At 66.0% G+C, this 17,987-nt stretch carries 18 protein-coding genes; 8 read left to right on the top strand and 10 right to left on the bottom strand.

The annotated features are described in order from the left end of the window. Position 1 precedes the first annotated feature (1 nt). Positions 2-448 carry an FKBP-type peptidyl-prolyl cis-trans isomerase gene (locus ACPP3B_RS02440; RefSeq protein WP_299020707.1) on the top strand — a complete coding sequence of 149 codons (447 nt, stop codon included), beginning with the start codon at positions 2-4 and terminating at the stop codon, positions 446-448. Further along, complete coding sequence (gene ispH, locus ACPP3B_RS02435; RefSeq protein ID WP_424859617.1) at positions 448-1,407, top strand: 4-hydroxy-3-methylbut-2-enyl diphosphate reductase; 960 nt, start codon at positions 448-450, stop codon at positions 1,405-1,407. The genes ACPP3B_RS02440 and ispH overlap by 1 nt, the downstream gene beginning before the upstream one ends. Positions 1,408-1,455: 48 nt before the next feature. On the opposite strand, the gene ACPP3B_RS02430 is transcribed toward ispH, so the two are convergent. From ACPP3B_RS02430 to ACPP3B_RS02400, 7 genes are all read right to left on the bottom strand, one after another. Then, complete coding sequence (locus tag ACPP3B_RS02430; RefSeq protein ID WP_424859616.1) at positions 1,456-4,641, bottom strand: type I restriction endonuclease subunit R; 3,186 nt, start codon at positions 4,639-4,641, stop codon at positions 1,456-1,458. Next, entirely contained in the window at positions 4,641-5,642 is a 1,002-nt protein-coding gene (gene rhuM / locus ACPP3B_RS02425; RefSeq protein ID WP_424859615.1) for a RhuM family protein, read from the bottom strand. Before rhuM ends, ACPP3B_RS02430 begins: the two co-directional genes overlap by 1 nt. Positions 5,643-5,840: 198 nt before the next feature. After that, the gene (locus ACPP3B_RS02420) at positions 5,841-6,041 is read right to left on the bottom strand and encodes a hypothetical protein (RefSeq protein WP_424859614.1); all 201 of its coding nucleotides are present in this window, start codon (positions 6,039-6,041) and stop codon (positions 5,841-5,843) included. Position 6,042: 1 nt separating this feature from the next. Then, positions 6,043-6,873: a hypothetical protein gene (locus tag ACPP3B_RS02415; protein WP_424859613.1), complete on the bottom strand. Its 831-nt coding sequence runs from the start codon at positions 6,871-6,873 to the stop codon at positions 6,043-6,045. Then, positions 6,870-8,237 carry a restriction endonuclease subunit S gene (locus ACPP3B_RS02410; RefSeq protein ID WP_424859612.1) on the bottom strand — a complete coding sequence of 456 codons (1,368 nt, stop codon included), beginning with the start codon at positions 8,235-8,237 and terminating at the stop codon, positions 6,870-6,872. The genes ACPP3B_RS02415 and ACPP3B_RS02410 overlap by 4 nt, the downstream gene beginning before the upstream one ends. Before the next feature lie 90 nt (positions 8,238-8,327). Further along, the gene (locus tag ACPP3B_RS02405; protein ID WP_424859611.1) at positions 8,328-8,552 is read right to left on the bottom strand and encodes a hypothetical protein; all 225 of its coding nucleotides are present in this window, start codon (positions 8,550-8,552) and stop codon (positions 8,328-8,330) included. Then, positions 8,549-10,099 (bottom strand): type I restriction-modification system subunit M, encoded by a 1,551-nt coding sequence (locus tag ACPP3B_RS02400; protein WP_424859610.1) that lies wholly within the window; start codon positions 10,097-10,099, stop codon positions 8,549-8,551. The genes ACPP3B_RS02405 and ACPP3B_RS02400 overlap by 4 nt, the downstream gene beginning before the upstream one ends. 70 nt (positions 10,100-10,169) lie before the next feature. Between ACPP3B_RS02400 and serS the strand changes: the two genes are divergently transcribed. From serS to ACPP3B_RS02370, 6 genes are read left to right on the top strand one after another with little or no spacing between them, the layout of a single operon-like run. Further along, complete coding sequence (gene serS / locus ACPP3B_RS02395) at positions 10,170-11,498, top strand: serine--tRNA ligase (protein ID WP_424859609.1); 1,329 nt, start codon at positions 10,170-10,172, stop codon at positions 11,496-11,498. Positions 11,499-11,511: 13 nt separating this feature from the next. Next, on the top strand, positions 11,512-12,072 hold the full coding sequence (locus ACPP3B_RS02390) for a sigma-70 family RNA polymerase sigma factor (protein ID WP_299018316.1): 561 nt from the start codon (positions 11,512-11,514) through the stop codon (positions 12,070-12,072). A gap of 37 nt (positions 12,073-12,109) precedes the next feature. Continuing rightward, on the top strand, positions 12,110-13,165 hold the full coding sequence (locus ACPP3B_RS02385; protein WP_424859608.1) for a permease: 1,056 nt from the start codon (positions 12,110-12,112) through the stop codon (positions 13,163-13,165). 39 nt (positions 13,166-13,204) lie between these two features. Continuing rightward, on the top strand, positions 13,205-14,143 hold the full coding sequence (locus ACPP3B_RS02380; protein WP_299021479.1) for an MBL fold metallo-hydrolase: 939 nt from the start codon (positions 13,205-13,207) through the stop codon (positions 14,141-14,143). A 5-nt stretch (positions 14,144-14,148) separates the two neighbouring features. Then, entirely contained in the window at positions 14,149-14,385 is a 237-nt protein-coding gene (locus ACPP3B_RS02375) for a thioredoxin family protein (protein ID WP_299021476.1), read from the top strand. A 12-nt stretch (positions 14,386-14,397) separates the two neighbouring features. Continuing rightward, positions 14,398-14,655 (top strand): DUF2789 domain-containing protein, encoded by a 258-nt coding sequence (locus tag ACPP3B_RS02370; RefSeq protein ID WP_299021473.1) that lies wholly within the window; start codon positions 14,398-14,400, stop codon positions 14,653-14,655. A 23-nt stretch (positions 14,656-14,678) separates the two neighbouring features. Here ACPP3B_RS02370 and ACPP3B_RS02365 read toward each other — a convergent pair whose 3' ends face one another. The 3 genes from ACPP3B_RS02365 to ACPP3B_RS02355 are packed head-to-tail and all read right to left on the bottom strand — an operon-like array spanning position 14,679 to position 17,967. Next, positions 14,679-15,824 carry a S1C family serine protease gene (locus ACPP3B_RS02365; RefSeq protein ID WP_424859607.1) on the bottom strand — a complete coding sequence of 382 codons (1,146 nt, stop codon included), beginning with the start codon at positions 15,822-15,824 and terminating at the stop codon, positions 14,679-14,681. Beyond that, a complete protein-coding gene (gene gloA / locus ACPP3B_RS02360; protein WP_424859606.1) occupies positions 15,821-16,207 on the bottom strand; it encodes a lactoylglutathione lyase in 387 nt (128 codons plus the stop codon). Before gloA ends, ACPP3B_RS02365 begins: the two co-directional genes overlap by 4 nt. A 29-nt stretch (positions 16,208-16,236) precedes the next feature. Beyond that, positions 16,237-17,967, bottom strand: coding sequence for a DEAD/DEAH box helicase (locus ACPP3B_RS02355; RefSeq protein ID WP_424859605.1), 1,731 nt, complete (start codon positions 17,965-17,967; stop codon positions 16,237-16,239). Between the last annotated feature and the right edge of the window lie 20 nt (positions 17,968-17,987).

The following is a 17,987-nucleotide window of genomic DNA, read 5'->3' as shown; positions in this document are numbered from 1 at the left end:
CATGCCCGTCGTCGAGCCCGGTTCCTTTCTAACGCTGCACTACCGCCTGTCCGGCCCGGACGGCGCGGTATTTATCGACACGTTTGCCGCCCAACCCGCGACCCTGTCGCTGGGTGCGGGGGAGCTGGCCCCGGCGCTGGAGCAGCGGCTGCTGGGATTGGCCGAAGGCGAGCACGCCACGTTCGAGCTGCCCGCGGGCGAAGCGTTCGGCCCGCGCCAACCCGAGATGCTGCAGTGGGTCTCGCGCAAGCTGCTTGACGAGCTGGGCGACCCGAGCGAGCACTACGCCGTTGGCGACGTGGTGCAGTTTCCCACCCCAGATGGGGCGGGACAGTATGCCGGCGTCGTGCGCGAGGTGCGTGGCGACGGCGCCGTGCTGTTCGACTTCAACCACCCGCTCGCCGGCCAGCCGGTGCGGTTCGAGGTCCACATCATCGGGGTGTTGTGATGGGGGCGGTCGTACAGGAAGTGCTGCTGGCCGAGCCGCGCGGGTTTTGCGCCGGGGTGGATCGCGCCATCGAGATCGTCGAGCGCGCGCTGGCCAAGTTTGGCGCGCCCATCTACGTGCGGCACGAGATCGTGCACAACCGCCATGTGGTCGACGACCTGCGCCAGCGTGGCGCCGTCTTCATCGAAGACCTGGCCGATGTGCCAGCCGGTGCGGTGCTCGTCTTCAGCGCGCACGGCGTCAGCCGCGCCGTGCAGGCCGAGGCCGAACGGCGCGGCTTTCGCATCTTCGACGCCACCTGCCCGCTGGTGACCAAAGTGCACGTGGAGGTGGCCAAGCTGCGCCGCGAGGGCTACGAGTTCATCCTCATCGGTCACGCGGGTCACCCGGAGGTCGAAGGCACGATGGGCCAACTCGACGGCGGCGTTCACCTGGTTGAGTCGGTGGCCGACGTCGCACGCGTGCAGCCCGCGCAGACCGAGCGCCTGGCGGTGGTGACGCAAACCACGCTCAGTGTGGACGACACGGCCGAGATTCTGGCCGCGGTGCGTGCGCGCTTTCCGAACCTGCGCGAGCCCAAGCAGCAAGACATCTGCTACGCGACACAGAACCGGCAAGATGCCGTCAAGGCGCTGGCACGCCAGGTGGACGTGGTCATCGTGGTGGGCAGCCCGAGCAGCTCCAACACCAACCGCCTGCGCGAGCTGGCCGAGCGCCTGGGCGTGCCCACCTACATGGTGGACGATGCCTCCGAGCTGCGCGACGCATGGTTCGCGCACGCCCCGCGCGTGGGTGTCACGGCCGGGGCCTCGGCACCCGAAGCGCTGGTGCAGGGCGTCGTGCAGCGCCTCAAGGCGCTGGGTGCCACTGCCGTGCGGCGCATGGACGGACCGGTGGAGACGATGCGCTTTCCGCTGCCCAAGGGGCTCAAGATTGGCGACGACGCCCGGGCGGGGTAAGGCGGGGGCGGTGGCTCACGCCGGTCGCGGCGAGGTGTTCCGCTTGGGTCAGGCGCACCACGCGGCCGACACTGCCTCGGCCTGCGCCAACACCTGCTGGACGGCGGCATCCTGCAAATCGGGCGGGTAGCCATATTTGCGCAGAATGCGCTTGACCAGCACCCGCAAGCGGGCGCGGGCGGATTCGCGACGCGCCCAGTCCACGGTGATGTTGTCGCGCAGCTTCATCAACAGCTCGTGGGCGATCACGCGCAGCTTGGCATCGCCCATCACCTCGACGGCGCTGCGGTTTTCTGCCAGGGCCTCGTAAAAGGCCTGCTCCTCTGGGGTGAGTCCCTGTTCCTCGCCGCGCGCCTGCGCAGCGCGCAGATCGCGGGCCATGGCGATGAGCTCCTGCAGCACCTCGGCCGTGGTGATGGCGTTGCTGTGGTAACGCGCCACCGCCTGCTCCAGCCGCTCCGAGAACGCCCGTGCCTGCACCACGTGGGTGCGGGCACGGGCGCGGATCGTGTCGGCCAGCAGTTTGCGCAGCGCCTCCAGCGCCAGGTTCTTTTTCTCCATCTGCTGCACTTCGGCGAGGAATTCATCCGAGAGGATGGAGATATCGGGGTTCTTGATGCCCACCGCCTTCAAGATATCGACGATCTCGGTCGAGACCACCGCCCGGCTGACGATCTGCTGGATCGCCAACTCGCGCTCCCGTTGGCTGATGCCAGAGCCCGAGCCGCTCTTGACCAGCGCGGCACGGATGGCCTGGAAGAAGCCGACTTCCTCGCGGATGGCGCGGGCCTCATCCGAGGCCGCGGCCAGGGCAAACGCCTTGGACAAGGCCAGCACCGCGTCGGGGAAGCGCCGCAGCGCCGCTTTCTTGCCCTCGGGCGTGTGCTCTTGTGCGACCCATCGATGCTGCTGATCCAGAATCCACTCGATGGCCCCCGCCAGCACCGCCAGCCGCGCCTGCGGCGTGCCGGTGAGTGCTGGGTGGTAGTCGAACCCGTGGAACATGGCGCGCACAATCTCCACCTTCTCCAGCAGTACCGCGACCGCTTCGGCCTCGTCGATGCCGGTTTGTTCGCGGTCGCGCGGCGAATACTGCGCCAGCGCGTTTTTCAGGTTCTGCGCAATGCCGATGTAATCGACGATCAAGCCGGCGGGCTTGTCGCGAAAGACGCGGTTTACCCGCGCGATGGCCTGCATCAGCCCGTGGCCACGCATGGGCTTGTCCACGTACATCGTGTGCATGCACGGCGCATCGAAGCCGGTCAGCCACATATCGCGCACGATCACGAGCTTCAAGGGGTCGTTCGGATCGCGCGCACGCTTGGCCAGCAAATCCCGCCGCGCCTTGTTGCCGATGTGCCGCTGCCACTCGGGCGGGTCGCTGGCTGCGCCCGTCATCACGATCTTCACCACGCCGGCGTTGTCATCGTCGCTGTGCCAGTCCGGGCGCAGCCTGATGATCGCGTCGTAGAGCTTGACGCAGATGCGCCGGCTCATGCAGACGATCATCGCCTTGCCATCGAGCGCGGCGACGCGGTCTTCGAAGTGGCGCACGATGTCCTCGGCCACCAGCCGCAGGCGCTTGTCGGCCCCCACCAGCGCTTCCACCGTGGCCCATTTTTGCTTGACGCGCTCGCGGGTCGGCTCTTCCTCGTCTTCGAGCAGGTCCTCGATTTCCGCATCGATCTTCGGCTTTTCGTCCTCGGCGAGTTCGATGCGTGCCAGCCGCGACTCGTAGTAGATCGGCACCGTCGCGCCGTCCTCGACCGCGCGGCTGATGTCGTAGATGTCGATGTAGTGGCCGAACACCGCCGGGGTGTTGACGTCCGCCGCCTCGATCGGCGTGCCGGTAAAGCCGATGAAGGATGCGTTCGGCAGCGCATCGCGCAGGTATTTGGCAAAGCCGTAGGAGACTTCGCCCGTCTTGGCGTCCACCTTGGCTTTGAAGCCGTATTGGCTGCGATGCGCTTCATCCGCGATCACGACCACATTGCGGCGCGTGGTGAGCGGCCCGTTGATCTCGCCGAACTTCTGTAGCGTCGTGAAAATCACCCCGCCCGAGGCGCGATTCAGCAGTTCCTTCAGGTGTTCGCGCCCCTCGGCCTGCACCGGCGTCTGCCGGATCAAATCGCGGCACATCGAGAAGGTCGAAAAGAGTTGGTCGTCCAGATCGTTGCGGTCGGTCAGCACCACCAGCGTGGGGTTTTCCAGTGCCGGGTGTTTGACCAACTGCCCCGCATAGAACGCCATCAACAGGCTTTTGCCGGAGCCTTGGGTGTGCCAGATGACACCGACGCGGCGGTCGCCCGGGCGTTGATCCTTGACCGAAGGCAGGCCATAGCGGGCCGGGTCTTCCCGCACAAGGTTCGCGGGCGGCATCGCGCGGATGGTTTGCTCCACCGCCTTCTTGACCGCATGGAACTGGTGGTAGCCGGCGATGATCTTCACCAGCCCCGCGCCGGTCTTGGCAAATACCGTGAAATCGCGCAGCAGATCGAGCAGGCGGCGATGCTCGAACACGCCTTCAATCAATGTCGAAAGTTCCGGCGCCCCTTTCGGGGCAACGTCCGTGCCGTCGGTGGTGCGCCACGGCATGAAGCGCTCGAAATCGGCCGAGAGTGACCCGACCCGGGCGGCGATGCCATCGGACGCCACCAGCAGCGCGTTGGTGTGAAACAGCGGCGGAATCTGCTGCTTGTAGGTCTGCAACTGGTGGAACGCGCCCAGGAGCGTTGCGTTTTCGCTGCCCGGCGCTTTGAGCTCGATCACCGCCAGCGGCAGGCCGTTGACGAACACCACCACGTCGGGTCGCCGCTTGTGCTGGCCGTGGATCACCACGAACTGGCGCACCGCCAGCCAGTCGTTGCGCTCTGGGCGCTCGAAGTCAATGAGCGCGACCTTGCCCGCCGTCAGCGTGCCGTCGTCCGCGTCGTATTCGACGTCCACGCCTTCCGTCATCAGTCTGTGCAGGCGGCGGTTTTCTTCGAGCAGCGAGGGCCGTTCCGACTGCGTCACCTTGCGGATCGCCTCCTGCCGCGCCGCCAGTGGCAGGTCGGGGTTGAGCCGCGCGACAGCGTCCTCGAATCGCTTCCGGAGCACGACCTCATCGTGACTCTCCCGCTCCGGCCGGCGTCCATCGGGGCCGATGTCCTCCTCGCGCTCGACGGCGTACCCCAGCGCGTGCAGCTGCTCCATCAGCGCGGATTCGAGGGCGGCTTCCGACAGAAACGCCATTACGGTTCTCCTAGCGTGACCGGCAACGCCAGCATGTTTTCGATCAGGCGGATCATCACGTCCTTGTTCTTGGCATCCGATTCGGCCACCAGCAGCGCGAGCGCGGCCAGACCCACGTCGTTGATCACCGGCTCGCCCGCGCGGATCAGCCGCCCGTTGCGGGCCAGAAAATCGACGAACAAAAACGCCCCAGTGCGCTTGTTGCCGTCGGAAAACGGGTGGTTCTTGATCACGAAATACAGCAGATGCGCCGCCTTGGTCTCCACCGTGGGGTAGGCCGGCTCGCCAAACACCGTCTGCTCCAGGTTGCCCAGAATCGCCGCGAAGGCATCGCCCCGCTCGCGCCCGAACAGGTCGGAGGCCTCGCCGCGTGCCATCAGGTCGGCCTTGAGCCGCGCAATCGCGGCGCGGGCTTCGTCCAGCGTGGGCAACACGCCGCCGGGGCTGCCCTGGGGTTCGGCCAGCAGCCCTTCGTCATAGCGCTGCAGCCACAGAAAGGTCTGCGTGTAGCGGGCGATCACGTCCACCAGCCCGCGCCCCTGATCGGCGGTGAGGGCCTCGCCGGCGGCGGCCTTTTTCACCAGTTGCAACGCGGCCTCCAGCTCGGCGGCGTTGCGCTCGAAGCGCGCGCGGTCGAGCGAAAACCCGCGGGTGAGGTGCTCGCGCAACACGCGCGTGGCCCACTGGCGGAAGCGCGTGGCGCGCGTGGAGTTCACCCGGTAGCCGACCGAGATGATGGCGTCGAGGTTGTAGTACTCGATCTCCCGCACCACCTCGCGTTCGCCCTCCCGTTGAACTGTTGCATTTTTTGCAACGGTTGCCGCACGCTCCAGCTCGCCACTGGCAAAGATCGCCTTCAGGTGCCGCGAGATAACCGACTTGTCGCGCCCGAACAGCTCCGCCAGTTGCTGAAGGCTCAACCAAACGCTTTCGCGCTCGACACGCACCTCGACGCGCGCCTCGCCGCCTTCGTAAATCACCACCTGGTTATCGGCTTTCACAATCCGCGCTCCTTCAGGAAGGCTTCGGCATCTTTCACCCGCAATTCGCCGGAGATGAGCTTGGGCAGCAGGGTGTCGCGCAGTTGGGCGAGGGTAGCGATTGTCTCCGCATTGGTCTTAATTCTCCTGAACGCAGGAGTGACAACACGCGAGAAAGCGTTCCATCTCTTGCGTCTCTTGCGTGGGCTTGAGCAGGGCTTACTGGGTGTGGAAACTTTCCACCACCACGCGACACACCACCTCGACCACAGCTTTGGCGCAGTCGACGCACGCATCTTTGCTCGGCTCCAGATTGCGCTCCATCGCCTCGAAGGTCTGGTGCAGCATCGGCGCATCGCGCCAATGGGCACAGGCCACGCGGATGCCAGGGAACCAATCCGAGTCGCGACCCGAAGACATATCACCGTTCCCCCGCCAAACTCGCCAAGGCTGCCTTCAGCACCTGGAAGCAAACCTTGGCTGTGTGCTGATCGGGCGTAAACCGCGACGCCATCTGCTCATAGGGGTGAATGAAATTCCGGAAGTCCCGCAGCCCGTGGCTGAACTTCTTTACGTCCAGCTTGAGCAGGCCGACGTCATGAGCCACATCAATGAGTTGCGCAAGACTCCATTCATGAAAGGGCTTGACCTTGCCTTCTGGGGTCTTCGGACTACTCGGACAACGATTGAATTTTTCCGGGTGCTGTTGGGCGGCACCAAGTAGCACGCCTTCAAGAACGCTTCCGCACAGAAATATCACCGCGAGGGGAGCGCCTGCGGCCAGTGCCTTTCGCACCTCTTCAAGCCTGGCTTCGATGACGTCCGCTACCTGCGCTTCCACGGGGAGCTTGTGCAGATTGGGGATGATGAATTCCCGGTTCAAGAAGCTATCGACCGTTTCGGCTGCCGCAGTAGTCGCTGTACCTCCGTACAGCCGGGCTACGATCGCTTGGCATTTCTCCAAAACGGCGTGATCGGGCGTTCTGCCATTGAGTTCACAGTACGCCGTGTAGGAGGCGAGCATTTCCGATAACACGGGCGCGACCACGGCATCGGGTTCCTGATCCCAGAAGGCCCGCATCTTCTTGGCCTTCGATGTTCCGTACGTCTGGTATCTCTGGCTGTGGATATCGATCTTGTGGCGCTTGAAAAATTCAGCGAACGTCGCGTCAGTGTAGTCGAGTACCCACCCACCCTGCATGTCGAGAATTTTTTCGAGGTAGCGCTTTTCGATATCCGTCAGACTGCTCATCCGTTCAAGCCCCTTTCTTTCAGGAAGGTCTCGGCATCCTCAACCCTAATCTCACCAGAGATCAGCTTGGGCAATAGGGCGTCGCGTAGGGCGGCGAGGGTGCGGGATTCATGGATGCCGGTAACAATCCGTTCGACCAATGGCTGAACCAGGTCCGTGAACGCAGTCGCTACGGGACCTGGCGGCAACACAACTTCGTAGCGCGCCATATCCGCCCAGCTTGTCCGCGGCATCTTCGTGCCCGTCGAGCCAGCATTTGTGTACTCCACGAACTCGACGCTTGAAACATGGCCGAGAGCAAACCCAAACCACTCTCTGGACCGTGGCGCCGCTACGACGATGTCGGTGGAGCAGACCCCATCGATTGGTGCCACTCCGACCTTGTGGAAGTAAGGCCGGAGCTTCCCGAACAGAATGTCCCCCTTCTTGAACCGGAATTTGTTGCTCTCAAGTTCGTCGGCCGTCCCCCACTCCGAAAGGGCAATGCACCGCCTGGGCATGTGTTCAAGAGCAATGTAGGGCGTGCCCGGCGCTATTTGTTCCGGTTGAACACCTCGACGGTGATTTTCCGCAACATCACCTAGCGTCGCCAGCTCCCATCCCTCTGGAATTTCCCCCAACTCCGATTCGACGAGCCGGTCGGGGAAGAGGTCGTAGAGGTGCGCGGGCAGGCCGGGGAGGTTCTCGCCGCGCCGCCAGCGCCCCTCCATCTTGGCGCGCACCGGCTCGAAGTCCACGAACCACGCCTTGAACAGCGCCCGCGCCATCGCCTCCAGCGTCTCGTTCTGCTTGCGGTTGAGTTCGATCTTGTCGTCCAGCGTGCCGAGGATGTGGGCGATGGCTCGCTGTTCGGCCAGCGGCGGCTCCAAGAATGGGCATGCCGCCAAAATCGACGTGTTTAGGTTTGGCATGGTCGCGCCATGCGCATGCCGGACGATCCACTCGCGAACAACTGGATGACCAAGGTAGTACGACGCATACCGTGGATCGGCCCCGTTTTCGCCAAGGCGAACTCGAATGCAGCCAGTTCCACACAGCCACCCGTCCTCGTGATGCCCCACCAGCGCGCGCCGCTCGACATTCCCCCGGCGGCTGTAGACGATGTCGCCCCTGCGGACGAGATAACGGCTCAAGCGCCGAGCATCCTCTGGAGTAATCCGCGCGATCCCATCCTCGATGATTCGGTTGTCGCCAATGTTCTGGGGCATGATGGATGGGACGCCAACGGGCACATAGTCCGAAGCATGTAGTTGGCTACCAAACGGACCGGTTTGGATATCTCCACCGCCATCCTTGCAGGCCTCTCCGAGCGTCTTGTATTTCCAGCCCTTCGGAGCGGGCCCAACCAATTCCTCAACCGCCATACCCCAACTCCTTCAGGTCGGCCGCCATCGCAGCAGCGAGCTTCGCCGCATCAGCCTGTCGTTCCCAGAGCATTGCGCCCCCCGTCTCGCTCATACCGCCCCCTCCCCCATCTCCTCGAACAGCCGCAAGTAGGGCTCGAAGCCAAAGCGCCGGTTGCGGGCGTAGCCGGTGATCTCGCGGAATAAGCCGATACCCGTAAGCGGCGCCACGATCTGGTTGGCGCTCGTCGGCGCATCTTTCTGAACGGACCGCGCATGATCAACGCTGAGTTGAATACAGGCGCAAGCAGAAGCCATAGTCAACGCAGCGTTCAAAAGCCCAACTCCCGCAGGTTGGCGGCGATCGCCGCATCGAGCTTCGCGCCCTCGGTCTGCTGCTCGCGAAGCTGTGCCACCAGCCGCGCCATCTTTTCGGCGAAAGGCTCGCCGTCGTCTGCCTGGGCAGCGGCGCCGACGTAGCGGCCGGGCGTGAGCACATGGCCGTGTTTGCGGATGTCCTCCAGCGTGGCGGATTTGCAGAAGCCCGGCACGTCGGCGTACTCGCCCGCGCCGGGTTCGCCGCGCCAGGCGTGGTAGGTGTCGGCGATGCGTTTGATCTCGTCATCGGTGAGTTCGCGCCGGGTGCGGTCCACCAGCACGCCCAGCTTGCGGGCGTCGATGAACAGCACCTGCCCGCGCCGGTCGCGCCAGCCTTTGCCAGGGTTTTTGTTGCGGGCCAAAAACCACAGGCAGGCGGGAATCTGCGTGGAATAAAAGAGCTGCCCCGGCAGCGCGACCATGCAGTCCACCGCGTCCGCCTCGACCATCGCCTTGCGGATGTCGCCCTCGCCGGACTGGTTGGAGCTCATCGAGCCGTTGGCCAGCACCACGCCCGCCGTGCCGTTGGGCGCCAAGTGCCACCAAATGTGCTGCAGCCATGCGTAGTTGGCATTGCCCACGGGCGGCACGCCAAAGACCCAGCGTTTGTCCTCGCGCAGCCGCTCGCCACCCCAGTCGGAGATGTTGAACGGCGGGTTGGCCAGGATGAAGTCGGCGCGCAGGTCGGGCAGTTCGTCCTTGTGAAAGCTACCTTCGTTGTTCCAGCGGATGTCGGCATCGATGCTGCGCACCGCGAGGTTCATCTTGCACAGCCGCCAGGTGGTGTAGTTGCTCTCCTGCCCGTAGATGGCAATATCGCCGATGCGGCCGCCGTGCTCTTGCACGAACTTTTCGCTCTGCACGAACATGCCGCCCGAGCCGCAGCAGGGGTCATAGACGCGGCCCCGGAACGGTTCGAGCATCTCCACCAGCACGCGAACCACCGAGCGCGGGGTGTAGAACTCGCCGCCCCGCTTGCCTTCGGCGCCGGCGAACTGGCCCAGGAAGTATTCGTACACCCGGCCCAGCACGTCCTTGGCGCGGTGGGCCTCATCGCCCAGGCCGATGCGGGAGAACAGGTCGATCAGTTCGCCCAGCATCACCTTGTTGAGCGCCGGGCGGGCGTAGTCCTTGGGCAGCACGCCTTTGAGCGATTCGTTCTCCTTCTCGATGGCGCGCATGGCCTCGTCGATCAGGAGGCCGATCTCCGGCCGCTTGGCATTGGCCCGCAGGTGCGACCAGCGCGCCTCTTTCGGCACCCAGAAGACGTTGTCGGCCAGGTACTCGTCGCGGTCTTCGGCTGCCTGCGGGTCTTCGGCCAGAAGGGCCTGGTGCCTGGCCTCGAAGGCGTCGGAGATGTACTTCAGGAAGATCAGGCCCAGCACGACGTGCTTGTAGTCGCTGGGCTCCATGTTGCCGCGCAGCTTGTCGGCGGCCTTGAAGAGTTCGGCTTCGAAGCCGAGCTGGGCGCCTTGACCGGCAGGCGCCTTGGCGGTGCGGGGCATGTGTTCTCCCTATGTCGGTGCATGGGTCGTGGACATGTTAGCGCAACGCCCCGCCTACAATTGCGCCACCATGCTCGATATCGCCACCCTGCGCCGCGACCTCGACGCCGTCGTCGCGCGGCTCGAAACCCGCAAATCCCCGCAACCCTACCTGGACGTCGCCGCCTTCACCGCACTAGAGCACGAGCGCAAAGCGCTGCAAGTGCGTACCGAGGAGCTGCAGGCGCGCCGCAACAGTCTGTCCAAACAGATCGGCCAGCTCAAGGGCCGCGGCCAGCACGCCGAGGCCGAGGCCGCGATGGCCGAGGTGAGCGCCATCAAGGGCGAGCTGGAAGCATCGGCCGCGCGGCTGGAGCAGATTCAGGCCGAGCTGCAAGCGCTGCTGCTGGCGGTGCCGAACCTGCCGCAGCCCGAGGTGCCCGTGGGCCCTGACGAAAGCGGCAACGTGGAGCTGCGCCGCTGGAGCCCGACGGGCGGGCTGGGGGGCGATCCGGCGCCACTGCCGTTTGAGCCGCGTGACCACGTGGCGCTGGGGGAGCCGCTGGGGCTGGATTTCGAGACGGCGGTCAAACTCAGCGGTGCGCGCTTTGCGGTGCTGCGTGGCCCCATCGCCCGGCTGCATCGGGCGCTGGCGCAGTTCATGCTGGACGTGCAAACCACCGAGCACGGCTACACCGAGTGCTACACGCCCTACATCGTCAACGCCGAGACGCTGCGCGGCACGGGCCAGCTGCCCAAGTTCGAGGCCGACCTGTTTGCCGCGAAGAAGGGCGGCGCGGAAGGGGCAGACGACGGGGCGATGTACCTGATCCCCACCAGCGAGGTGACGTTGACCAACTTCGTGCGCGACACCATCCTGGCCGAGGATGACCTGCCCATCAAGCTGACGGCGCACACGCCGTGCTTCCGCTCCGAGGCGGGGGCGGCCGGGCGCGACACGCGCGGGCTGATCCGGCAGCACCAGTTCGACAAGGTGGAGATGGTGCAGATCGTGCACCCGCAGCACAGCCACGCCGCGCTGGAGGCGATGACGGCGCATGCCGAAGCCATCCTACAACGGCTGGGGCTGCCCTACCGCGTGGTGCTGCTGTGCACGGGCGACATGGGGTTTGGCGCCGCGCGCACGCATGACCTGGAGGTATGGCTGCCGGCGCAGGGTACGTACCGCGAAATCAGCTCGGTGAGCAACTGTGAAGCGTTTCAGGCCCGGCGGCTGCAGGCGCGCTTTCGCAACGCGCAGGGCAAGACCGAGTTGGTGCACACGCTCAACGGCTCTGGGCTCGCGGTGGGTCGGGCGCTGGTGGCGGTGCTGGAGAATTATCAAAACGCCGACGGCTCCATCACCGTGCCCGAGGCGTTGCGCCCCTACCTGGGCGGGCTGGAACGCCTGGCCCCCTGAAGGCGCGGGCACCATGCCTACCCTGCTCGCCGCGTGGGCGCGTCATGAGGGCGAGTTGCGCCGCTGGCTAGCGGCGCGCTGGCCGCTGGCGTCCGAGGTGGACGATTTGTTGCAGGAAGTGTTCCTCAAGGCATGGCGACATGCCGACGGCTTCGAGCGGATCGCGCAACCCCGTGCCTGGTTTTATGAAGTTGCGCGCAATACGTTGACCGACCGCTTGCGCACCTTGCGTACGCACGAGCCGCTGCCTGTCGATATAGACGCTGTGCCTGAGCCCGACGCCGCGGTGGATCCCGTCGATCTGTTGGCGCAGACCTGTCTGCCGCGTGTGCTGGCCGAGCTCGATCCGCAGGACCGCCAAGCCATCGAGCTGTGTGACCTGCAGGGCATCAGCCAGCGCGAGTTGGCCGAGCGCCTGGGCCTGTCGTTGCCAGCGGCCAAGTCGCGCGTGCAGCGTGCCCGGCAGCGGCTGCGTGCCCGGATGGTGGCCGCTTGCCAGGTGGTGCTCGATGCCGAAGGGCATGTGCAGGATTTCGTGCCCCGCGACACGCGGGCGAGCGACGGCCGGTGTTGATGTGCATCCTTTTGGCAGAAGTTTCGTCTTCTGGGGTATGAATACCTCCATCGTCGCAACCCGTATTTCGCAGTGGCCCACCCGGCATCCGGTGGTGTTCGTGGTGCTGGCGGCGCTCGCTTGGTGGGTAGGCTACCGGATGCTGGTGCCGGCCTCAGAGGCGCTGGTGGCGGCGCTGCCGCTGGATGCGCACAGCCACCTGGGGCGCTCGCTGCAGTTTTTCTTTTACGACACGCCCAAGGTGTTGCTGCTGCTAACCGGGGTGGTGTTCGTGATGGGCATCGTCAATACCTACTTCACGCCGGAGCGCACGCGCGCGCTGCTGGCCGGGCGCGCCCCCGGGGTGGCCAACGTACTGGCGTCGGCGCTGGGGGTGGTCACGCCGTTTTGTTCCTGTTCGTCGGTGCCGCTGTTCATTGGCTTCGTGCAGGCGCGCGTGCCGCTGGGGGTGACGTTTTCGTTTTTGGTCACGGCACCCATGGTGGACACGGTCGCGCTGACGTTGCTGTGGTCGCTGTTTGGCTGGCAGATCGCGGCGGTGTATTTGGCGTTTGGTATGCTGCTGGGCGTGGTGTCGGGCTTGATCATTGGCGCACTGGGGCTGGAGCGCTACTTGGAAGACTGGGTGCGTGACATGCCCTCGGTCTCGGCGGAGGTGGCGCTGGAGTCGCTGACCTGGGCCGAGCGGGTGGCGGCTGGTCTGGAGGCGGTGCGCACCGTGGTGGGCAAAGTCTGGCCCTACGTGGTGGTGGGCATCGGGGTGGGGGCGGGCATCCACGGCTATGTGCCGCAGGACTGGCTGGCCAGCTTCATGGGGCGCGACGCGGCGTGGTGGTCGGTGCCGGCGGCGGTGCTGCTGGGGGTGCCGATGTACGCCAACACCGCTGGCATTTTGCCGGTGATCGAGGCGCTGACGGCCAAGGGGGCCGCCATGGGCACGGCACTGGCGTTCATGATGAGCGTGGTGGCGCTGTCGCTGCCCGAGATGATCATCTTGCGCAAGGTGCTCAAGCCGCGGCTCATCGCCACCTTCGTGGCCATCGTGGCCGCTGGCATACTGGCGGTGGGCTATTTGCTCAACGCGATTTTGTGACCCTTGGCTTCGGGTTATGTACAGCGACAGGAGACGGCAATGGGATCGGTGATTCGGCGCGGATGGCTGGCCCTGGTGGCCCTGGTGGCCGCTTGGGCAGCAGGGGCGGCGCAGGCGGTGGAAGTGCGCTTCGAACCCGTGGCCCCCAACGTTTACGCCTACATCGGCGATCTGGAAGGGCGCACCTACGACAACGAGGCCCTCAACGCCAACTTGGGCCTGGTCGTCACGCCGGTCGGGGCCGTGCTCATCGACAGCGGCCCGACCGCCCAGGTGGCGCGCAAGATCGAGGCGGCCGTGCGCGCGGTGACGCCGCAGCCCATTCGCTGGGTCATCAATACGGGGGGGCAAGACCACCGCTGGCTGGGCAACGGATATTTTCGTGAGCGCGGCGCCGAGATCATCGCCCACCGCAGCGCCGAGGCCGACATGAAAGCGCGCGCCCCGGAGCATCTGGCGGCCCTGCGCCCGGTGCTCAAAGAACGCCTGGACGGTACCGAGCCCGTACTGCCCACGCGTTGGTTGACCGAACCGGATACTCGGCTGGAGCTGGGCGGCACGGTGATCGAACTCAAGCACCGCGGCGGCGGGCACACCCCGGGCGATCTGCTGGTGTGGCTGCCGCAGACGCGTGTGCTGTTCAGTGGCGACGTGGTGTACGTCGATCGTATCCTCGGCCTGCACCCGGTCAGCCGCACCAAGGCGTGGTTGGAGAGTTTTGCCGTCATCGATGCGCTGCAGCCGGCGATCATCGTGCCCGGGCATGGCCGCGTCACCGATCTGGCCACCGCGCAGCGGGATACGCGCGACCTGCTGCGTGCCCTGCGCGCGCACGCGGCCAAGGCGTTGGAAGCGGGGGTGGACATCGGGGAGGCCGTACGGCGCTTCGACGCCCGGCCGTTCATGTATCTGAAGCACGCGGAGGTCTGGCTGCCGCAGCTGGTCAATCGCACCTATCTGGAAGTGGAACAGGAGTAAACGCCATGAAACACGTCAAAGTGCTCGGCAGTGGATGCGCGAATTGCCGCACCACGGTGGCCTTGATCGAGCAGGTCGCGCAAGCCAAGGGTGTGCCGATCCAGCTGGAGAAGGTGGAAGACATGCAGGCCATCGCCAGCCACGGGGTGATGCGCACGCCCGGCGTCGTCATCGATGGGCAGGTGGTGCATGCTGGGGGGGTCCCCAGCCGAGACAAGATCGAGCAATGGTTTGCGGCCTGATGAGGGAGTCCGATGGAGCCTCCGATTCACCGTTTTCATGAGCTGTTTGCCCAGCTCGGGCTGCCCAACAGCGCCCACGACATCGAGCGCTTCATCCAGACCCATGCCCCGCTGCCGATGCACGTGCCGCTGCCAGAGGCGCCGTTTTGGACGCCCGCGCAGGCCAGTTTTTTGCGCGAAGCGCTGCAAGCCGACGCCGATTGGGTGGAACTGGTCGAGCAGCTCGATGCCGCCTTGCGGGCCAAACCCGCTGCTGCGCAGGGGGCTTAGCCGCAAGGGCCGCGGCGCGTGCGTCAGACCCCGGGTTGCAAGGTGACGGCGACCTCGCGGATGTCTTCGCCACGGCGCAGCGTCACGCGCACGGTATCGCCGACGCGGTAGTCATCTAGACGCGCCAGCAGTTGCGCGACACTGGTCACCGGCTTGCCCTCCACGGCCACGATGACGTCACCGGGCACCAAGCCCTCGGCGCTGCGCGTGACGCCGCGCAGGCCGGCCTTGTCGGCCGCCGAGCCCGGGGTCACCCGCAGCACGAACACGCCTTCAATGCCGGTAAGCGCGCTCAAGCGCTCGTTGAGCGCTTCGTCGGCTTCGATGCCCAGCGCGGGCCGCACGTAGCGGCCGGTTTTGATGAGTTGCGGCACCACGCGCATCACCGTGTCCACGGGTACCGCAAAGCCGATGCCGGCCGATGCGCCCGATGGGCTGTAGATGGCGGTGTTGATGCCGATGAGGCGGCCCGCCGAGTCCAGCAGTGGACCGCCCGAGTTGCCAGGGTTGATGGCGGCGTCGGTCTGGATCAGGTGCTCGATGGGCGGGCCGCCGCGCTCGTTGGGCAGCGAGCGGTCCAACGCCGAGACGATGCCGGTTGTCAGCGTCCAGTCCAGCCCGAACGGATTGCCGATGGCAAACACCTTTTGTCCTACCTTGAGGTCGTGGCTGGTGCCGATGGGCACCGGCGGTGGGCGCTTGAACCCCACGCCGATGCGCAGCACCGCAATGTCGTGCGCGGGCGAGGCGCCCACGAGCGCGGCAGGATAGTCGCGTCCATCGGCCAGTTTGACCGTGGCCTGCGAGGCTCCTTCGATGACGTGGAAGTTGGTCACCACGTGGCCCGCGTCGTCCCAAATGAAGCCAGAGCCGGTGCCGCGCGGGACGGTAAAGACATTGCGCGTCCACACGTCCAACACCCGCTGCGCGGTGGAGATGTAGACCACCGAGTCGCGCGACTTCTCGAACAGCTCGATCGTGGCCCGCTCATCGGCCGCCAGATCGCCGCGGGGCGTGACGGTGCGCGGGGTGCCGTCGCGCGGCGCCCACCACGACTCGACCAGCGGCAAGGCATGCCAGAGCACCATCAGGGCGGCAATGCTGGCCGTGATGAGCAACCAGCGGCCGACGAAGCCCGGGCCGCGGCGGGGCTGGGGGGAGGGAATCATGGGCGTTGAATCAGCTCGATCTTGTAGCCGTCAGGATCGGTGACGAAGGCGATGATCGTCGATCCCCCTTTGACGGGGCCGGGTTCGCGGGTGATGGTACCACCCGCGGCGCGGATGCGCTCACAGGCCGCTGCCACGTCGGGCACGCCGATGGCGATGTGGCCATAGGCGGTGCCCATTTCGTAGGATTCGACCCCCCAGTTGTAGGTGAGCTCGATTTCGGCCTGCCCGGGGTTGCCTCCGTCGTAGCCCAAGAATGCGAGGGTGTACTTGTACTCTGGATTGTCCGACGTGCGCAGCAGCTGCATGCCCAGTACCCGGGTGTAGAAGTCGATCGAGCGCTGCAGGTTGCCGACCCGCAGCATGGTGTGCAGGATGCGCATGTTCGTATCCGTCTCAGCGTTGCATGGGGTTACTGGATGCGGCCAAAGCTGGTGCGCAGCGGGTCGATGCCGCCACCCCCACCCTTGCCGCCACCGCCGCGGTTTTTGTTGCGGTTGCGCCGCCCGCGGTCGTTGAGCGCGTCGATGCCGGTGCGCAGCGGGTCGGGCTGGCGTGCCGGGGCGGGGCCTTGTGGGGGTTTGCGGCCCCCCTGCGGCGCTTGGCCGGCGCGGCCGTCGCGCGGCGCGCGGCTTGGGCCCTGGCCGGCGCCGTCTGGGCGGGGCTGACCCGGTTGTCCGCTGGCAGCGCCCGTGCCCTTGCCCTTGGCGCGGCGGCGCCGGTTGCGGTTGCGCCGCGCCTCGGGGTCGATACGGGTGCGCGCTTCGCCGTCGGCGGCCGGTTCGGCGCCCTCGTCATCGGCGTCGGTTGCGTCCTCGGCGTCGGGCGAGGGGGCCGCTCCCTTGGCTGCCGGGCTGGCCTTGCGGCTGCGCAGGCGCTCGAGCATCTCGCGCCGCGCTGCCTTGGCAGCGGCTGCCATCACCTCGCGGCTGGGCGGGCGGCCCGCGCCGCCCCACAGTACCTGGCGGCCCATGGCGATCGGCTGTGCCTGCTCGTCCGGCTCCGGCATGAACTCGGGCAGCGCCTGCACCGGAATCTGCTGACCCGTAAAGCGCTCGATGGCCATCATCCAACCCTCTTCGTCGAGGCTGACGAAGCTCAGCGCCTCGCCCTCGGCGCCAGCGCGGCCGGTGCGGCCGATGCGGTGCACGTAGTCCTCGGGGATGTTGGGAATGTCGTAGTTGATGACGTGCGGCAGATCCTCGATATCGATGCCGCGCGCCGCAATGTCGGTGGCCACCAGCACGCGCAACTGGCCGCTCTTGAAGCCCTCCAGCGCCTGCGTGCGCGCCGTCTGGCTCTTGTTGCCGTGCAGCGCCATGGCGCTGATGCCGTTGTCGTTGAGGAATTGCGCCACCTGGTTGGCGCCGAACTTGGTGCGCGTAAACACCAGCACCTGCGACCAGCCGTTGCCCTCCAGCAGATGCTTGAGCAGCGCCATCTTTTTGTCGCGGCCCACTGGGTAGATGGTCTGGCGGATGCGCTGCACCGTGGTGTTGGGCGGCGTGACCTGGATGAGCTTCGGTGCACGCAGCAGCCCTTCCGCCAGTGCCTTGATCTCGTCGCTGAAGGTGGCCGAAAACAACAGGCTTTGCTTGGCCTGCGGCAGCAGTGCCAGCACTTTGCGCACGTCGTGGATGAAGCCCATGTCGAGCATGCGGTCCGCCTCGTCGAGAACGAGGATTTCCACTTTCGACAGGTCCAGATGGCCTTGCTCGACCAGGTCGAGCAGGCGCCCCGGCGTGGCCACCAGCACATCCACTCCTTTGGAGAGCTTTTCGATCTGGGGGTTGAGTCCAACACCGCCGAAGACGACGGCCGACTTGAGCTTGAGGTGTTTGCCGTAGGCCTTGACCGATTCTTCGACCTGGGCTGCGAGCTCGCGGGTGGGTGTGAGCACCAAGGCGCGGATCGGGCGGGGCTGGCCGCGTTTGGGCGGCTCGCCGCGCGTGGCCAGCAGGTGCAACATGGGCAGCGTGAACGCGGCGGTCTTGCCAGTACCGGTTTGGGCACCGGCCAGCAGGTCGTGCCCGGCCAGGACGGCGGGGATGGCTTCGGCCTGAATGGGGGTGGGCGTCTCGTAGCCCTGCTCGCGCACGGCCTCGACGATGGCCGGCAGCAGTTGGAGTTCTTCGAATGTCATGTGAAGTGTCGGGCGCCCAT

It is taken from the genome of Tepidimonas sp. HKU77, from assembly GCF_049728535.1.
In the GTDB taxonomy this organism is placed as follows: domain Bacteria; phylum Pseudomonadota; class Gammaproteobacteria; order Burkholderiales; family Burkholderiaceae_C; genus Tepidimonas.
This window is presented reverse-complemented; position numbering and strand designations above follow the sequence as displayed.

Coding starts and splice junctions, on each gene's coding strand:
- ACPP3B_RS02440 (WP_299020707.1), top strand. CDS start 2: ATGCCCGTCGTCGAGCCCGGTTCCTTTCTAACGCTGCACTACCGCCTG.
- ispH (WP_424859617.1), top strand. CDS start 448: ATGGGGGCGGTCGTACAGGAAGTGCTGCTGGCCGAGCCGCGCGGGTTT.
- ACPP3B_RS02430 (WP_424859616.1), bottom strand. CDS start 4,641: ATGGCGTTTCTGTCGGAAGCCGCCCTCGAATCCGCGCTGATGGAGCAG.
- ACPP3B_RS02420 (WP_424859614.1), bottom strand. CDS start 6,041: ATGTCTTCGGGTCGCGACTCGGATTGGTTCCCTGGCATCCGCGTGGCC.
- ACPP3B_RS02415 (WP_424859613.1), bottom strand. CDS start 6,873: ATGAGCAGTCTGACGGATATCGAAAAGCGCTACCTCGAAAAAATTCTC.
- ACPP3B_RS02410 (WP_424859612.1), bottom strand. CDS start 8,237: ATGGCGGTTGAGGAATTGGTTGGGCCCGCTCCGAAGGGCTGGAAATAC.
- ACPP3B_RS02400 (WP_424859610.1), bottom strand. CDS start 10,099: ATGCCCCGCACCGCCAAGGCGCCTGCCGGTCAAGGCGCCCAGCTCGGC.
- serS (WP_424859609.1), top strand. CDS start 10,170: ATGCTCGATATCGCCACCCTGCGCCGCGACCTCGACGCCGTCGTCGCG.
- ACPP3B_RS02390 (WP_299018316.1), top strand. CDS start 11,512: ATGCCTACCCTGCTCGCCGCGTGGGCGCGTCATGAGGGCGAGTTGCGC.
- ACPP3B_RS02385 (WP_424859608.1), top strand. CDS start 12,110: ATGAATACCTCCATCGTCGCAACCCGTATTTCGCAGTGGCCCACCCGG.
- ACPP3B_RS02380 (WP_299021479.1), top strand. CDS start 13,205: ATGGGATCGGTGATTCGGCGCGGATGGCTGGCCCTGGTGGCCCTGGTG.
- ACPP3B_RS02375 (WP_299021476.1), top strand. CDS start 14,149: ATGAAACACGTCAAAGTGCTCGGCAGTGGATGCGCGAATTGCCGCACC.
- ACPP3B_RS02370 (WP_299021473.1), top strand. CDS start 14,398: ATGGAGCCTCCGATTCACCGTTTTCATGAGCTGTTTGCCCAGCTCGGG.
- ACPP3B_RS02365 (WP_424859607.1), bottom strand. CDS start 15,824: ATGATTCCCTCCCCCCAGCCCCGCCGCGGCCCGGGCTTCGTCGGCCGC.
- gloA (WP_424859606.1), bottom strand. CDS start 16,207: ATGCGCATCCTGCACACCATGCTGCGGGTCGGCAACCTGCAGCGCTCG.
- ACPP3B_RS02355 (WP_424859605.1), bottom strand. CDS start 17,967: ATGACATTCGAAGAACTCCAACTGCTGCCGGCCATCGTCGAGGCCGTG.